At 68.6% G+C, this 3,433-nt stretch carries 5 protein-coding genes; 3 read left to right on the top strand and 2 right to left on the bottom strand.

What is annotated here, in order from left to right; translation table 11 throughout:
- The first annotated feature begins 139 nt into the window (after positions 1-139).
- The 3 genes from AC1VAN_RS15685 to AC1VAN_RS15675 all read left to right on the top strand — a co-directional run bounded on the left by AC1VAN_RS15685 (position 140) and on the right by AC1VAN_RS15675 (position 1,671).
- Positions 140-583, top strand: a complete 444-nt coding sequence (locus AC1VAN_RS15685; RefSeq protein WP_312962963.1) for a hypothetical protein — start codon at positions 140-142, stop codon at positions 581-583.
- An 11-nt stretch (positions 584-594) separates the two neighbouring features.
- A complete protein-coding gene (locus AC1VAN_RS15680; protein WP_032975904.1) occupies positions 595-1,095 on the top strand; it encodes a GNAT family N-acetyltransferase in 501 nt (166 codons plus the stop codon).
- Positions 1,096-1,239: 144 nt separating this feature from the next.
- Entirely contained in the window at positions 1,240-1,671 is a 432-nt protein-coding gene (locus tag AC1VAN_RS15675; protein WP_442251623.1) for a pyridoxamine 5'-phosphate oxidase family protein, read from the top strand.
- A 42-nt stretch (positions 1,672-1,713) separates the two neighbouring features.
- On the opposite strand, the gene AC1VAN_RS15670 is transcribed toward AC1VAN_RS15675, so the two are convergent.
- Both AC1VAN_RS15670 and AC1VAN_RS15665 read right to left on the bottom strand, forming a co-directional pair.
- Entirely contained in the window at positions 1,714-3,102 is a 1,389-nt protein-coding gene (locus AC1VAN_RS15670) for a DUF2867 domain-containing protein (RefSeq protein WP_442251624.1), read from the bottom strand.
- A gap of 11 nt (positions 3,103-3,113) precedes the next feature.
- The gene (locus AC1VAN_RS15665) at positions 3,114-3,425 is read right to left on the bottom strand and encodes a metalloregulator ArsR/SmtB family transcription factor (protein ID WP_025873922.1); all 312 of its coding nucleotides are present in this window, start codon (positions 3,423-3,425) and stop codon (positions 3,114-3,116) included.
- Between the last annotated feature and the right edge of the window lie 8 nt (positions 3,426-3,433).

The following is a 3,433-nucleotide window of genomic DNA, read 5'->3' as shown; positions in this document are numbered from 1 at the left end:
GCCCGGAGACCTGCTGGTCTACGACCCGGACGCCGAGGGCGATGCCCCCGGCGATGAAGAATGAGCGCGCGGCGCATGTTCATCGGTGGCGCACGCGCTGCTGCCTAGACTGGCCACTCGCCCGTCCCAGGAGTACGCCATGACCCTGCGTTCCGTTGTGACTGCCACGCTGCTGGCGGGCCTGTTCGCTGGCTGCGCCAGCAGCACACCGCGGCCCGATCCGGGCGCCGATGCGCCGCGTCATCCGTCGATCGCCGCTGATGCCAGCCCGGTGCCTGCCTTCACCGGCGGGGGCGCCGGCTGGTCCATCGAGATCGCCTCCACCGGCAAGGGCAACCACGATGCCACGCTCACTGTTGCTGGCCGCAGCAGCGCTGGAACGCTGCGCTACCTCGGCCAGCCGGCCGGTGCGCCCAGTTCGTTGACGGTACTCAACGGTGAGCTGGGCACGCAGCCCACCATCGTCGAGATCAAGCGCGAGCCCTGCCGCAACGCCGAAGGCGTGGATACGTCGGCCAGCGTGCAGGTGACTGTCGAGGGCCAACCACAACGCCGCGGCTGCGGCTTCCTGGCCGTGTACTGACTGGCACACGCATGATCCACATCCCTGTGCTGGAGACACCGCGCCTGCGCCTGCGCGCGCAATGCCTGGATGACTTCCCGGTGTATGCCGCGTTCCTGGCCTCGCCCCGTGCGCGCGGCATGGGCGGGCCGTTCGCTGAGGTCGCCGCGTGGGGGCAGTTCTGCCACGACCTGGCCAGCTGGCATCTGTTCGGCCACGGCGCGTTGATGATCGAGCGCCGCGACACGGGCGAGTGTATCGGCCAGGTCGGCATCAACCATGGCCCGCTGTTTCCGGAACAGGAACTGGGCTGGTTGCTGTATGCCGGGCAGGAAGGGCAGGGTTTCGCCAGCGAGGCGGCGGCGGCGCTGCGTGATTGGGCGTTCGTGGTGCGCGGATTGCCGACGCTGGTGAGCTACATGGCAGCGGACAACCACGCCTCGCAGGCAGTGGCGGTCCGCCTCGGCGGCGTGTTGGATGCGCAGGCGGTGCGCAGCGATCCGGATGACCTGGTGTTCCGCTATCCGCGCTGATGAGTGACGGTCACCGCGGCGCGGGGGCGCTGCACGCGGGAATGCCAACTACGGCCACTGCGTGAAGAAGGCGCCAGCAGCCATCCACGTATCGGTCACCGCGTCGAGCAGACGCTGGACACCCATCTGTTGAAGGAACTGCCCATGACCACGCTCACCCTTCCCGAACTGGCCAAGAAGATGGCCGGCATCGATTTCACCATGCTGCAGACCCATGCCGGCGGCCAGATCGCTGGCCGCCCGATGAGCAACAACGGCGATGTGGACTACGACGGCGACAGCTGGTTCTTCACCATGGAAAACACCGACATGGTGCGCGAGATCAGCGCCGACCCGAACGTGGCGCTGGGCCTGACCGGCAGCAAGTCGCTGCTGGGCAAGCCACCGCTGTTCGTGCACGTGCAGGGCAGGGCAGAGCTGATCCGCGATCGCGCCACGATGGCCCAGCATTGGGTGAAGGACCTGGAGCGGTGGTTCGAGCAGGGCGTGGATACGCCGGGTCTGGTGCTGATCCACGTACACGCCAGCCGCATCCATTACTGGGATGGCGAGGACCAAGGCGAGATCGTGGTCTGATCGCGGGGGCCGCACAGGGCCCCTGCACAGTGCTGCCGCAGCTCAGGAATGTACAGGCGTGCCGGACCACGCGGCCAGTTCCGGTGCCAGCGCATGTTCAACGGCGCGGCGCAGCAGTGCCGGGGCCACGTAATGGCGATGGGCGCTGTCTATCATGGCCATGTAGAAGCGGCCAAACGCATTGAGCGTCTGCACGCGCGAGCCCAGGCTGATCTGGACCTGGCCGTCCTCGCAGAACTGCACGCGCACGCTGCTGCGGAAGCGGAGATGGCGGTCGTCTGCGCCGAGCAGCACTTCGGCACACCGGTCTTCCGCATCTACTCGGGCATCCAGCACCGGGAAACGTCCGCCGAACACGCGGCTGCGGTCGGTGGACAGCAGCGACGACACCGGGCAGCCCAGCGGCGAGGTGCGCAGACGCAGTGGTGCAACCAGACGATTGCGCAGGGCCATCAAGCGGCCGACGCCCGCCGGCGGGTTGCGCAGGAACCCGTCCAGTATGTCGGCCAGCAGGGCGGAGGCCGATCGATGGCGGGTCTGCCCGCCGTGCAGGGTCAGCGTGGTCGTGTCGTTGTAGTGACCGTGCGGCAGGGCGCTGGCGAGCATTCCCGCTGAAGGCGACGACGCGCTGCTGCAGACCGGGTACGCCGGCGTCGCCCGCTCCACGAATCCGCGCAGTGGCTCCAGGCTGAAGCGACGCAGCGGCCCCAGCAACGTGCGCGTCTGCACGCACAGGCGTGCGCGCAGGCTGGGCGCTGCCGCCTGCAGTGACAGTTGCAGCAACGGCGTGGCGGCAAGTGTGGTTGCGCTGGGCCAGTGCGCTGCTGGCAGCACGTCGGTCAGGCTGGGAATGTCCGCGGCGTTTGCCTGTGCCAGTGCGCGCGCCTGCGCGCTCATCGCCCCGGCCAGCTCATTGCTGTGGCACGAGAGCGCGAACAGGGCAGGGTGGGCCGGACTGTTCGAGGCGAACTGGTGCCAGGTGCCACCACCAAAGCGCACGGTGAACAGGCAATCGGGCGGGATGCGGACACGACGCAGCGACCGCAGGAAGTGCGAGGGATCGTCCGCCAGCTGCTGATCGGATGCGCTGGCAAACCGCAGCTCGGCACCGGCACTGCCGGCGATGGCGGTGAACATGCGCGGCCCGGCATGGCGGTGGAAGGGATGGCCGCCGGCACCCACCCCGAAGCTGTACAGCGATGACGGATCGCCGTGCTGCAGGTGCATGCCACCCAACCGTGCCGAGGGCTCGTCCAGCGCATCGATGAAGGCCGGGTGGTGGCGCTGGCGCTGGCTGGCATCGCTCACCAGCGCGTCGCCGGCACCGATGCCGAGCTGCGCGATCAGTGTGACTTCCACCGGGCCACCGCCGTCGTGTGCCGGAAGCTGGATACTCGGAAACGAACGGCTGGTGCGGGTCGAACCGGGCATCGCAGTGCTCCTCAGCGGGCGGGTGTCTTGCGGCGTGCGCGCGCTTCGCGCTTCAGCGGGCCGCCGACCGGACAGACTTCGGCAGCCCAGGAAAACAGCGTGTTGGCCAGGCGGTCGGGCACCTGCCGGAAGTACACGAACTGGCCGCGCTTCTCGCGTTCGATCAGGCCGGCGTCTTCCAGGATGCGCAGGTGGCTGGAGAGTGCCGGCTTGCTGAAATCGAAGCGCTCGGCCAGCTCGCCGGCGCTGAGCTCGCCGGCGCTGAGGTAGGCCAGGATCTGCCGGCGTGCGGTGGAGGCCAGGGCTTCGAAGATGCGGTCCATGGTTGCAG

The organism is Stenotrophomonas sp. 05L44_2, from assembly GCF_056665995.1.
This window is presented reverse-complemented; position numbering and strand designations above follow the sequence as displayed.

Bases quoted from the DNA above. Each gene is read 5' to 3' on its own strand.
- AC1VAN_RS15685 (WP_312962963.1), top strand. From the start codon at position 140: ATGACCCTGCGTTCCGTTGTGACTGCCACGCTGCTGGCGGGCCTGTTC.
- AC1VAN_RS15680 (WP_032975904.1), top strand. From the start codon at position 595: ATGATCCACATCCCTGTGCTGGAGACACCGCGCCTGCGCCTGCGCGCG.
- AC1VAN_RS15675 (WP_442251623.1), top strand. From the start codon at position 1,240: ATGACCACGCTCACCCTTCCCGAACTGGCCAAGAAGATGGCCGGCATC.
- AC1VAN_RS15670 (WP_442251624.1), bottom strand. From the start codon at position 3,102: ATGCCCGGTTCGACCCGCACCAGCCGTTCGTTTCCGAGTATCCAGCTT.
- AC1VAN_RS15665 (WP_025873922.1), bottom strand. From the start codon at position 3,425: ATGGACCGCATCTTCGAAGCCCTGGCCTCCACCGCACGCCGGCAGATC.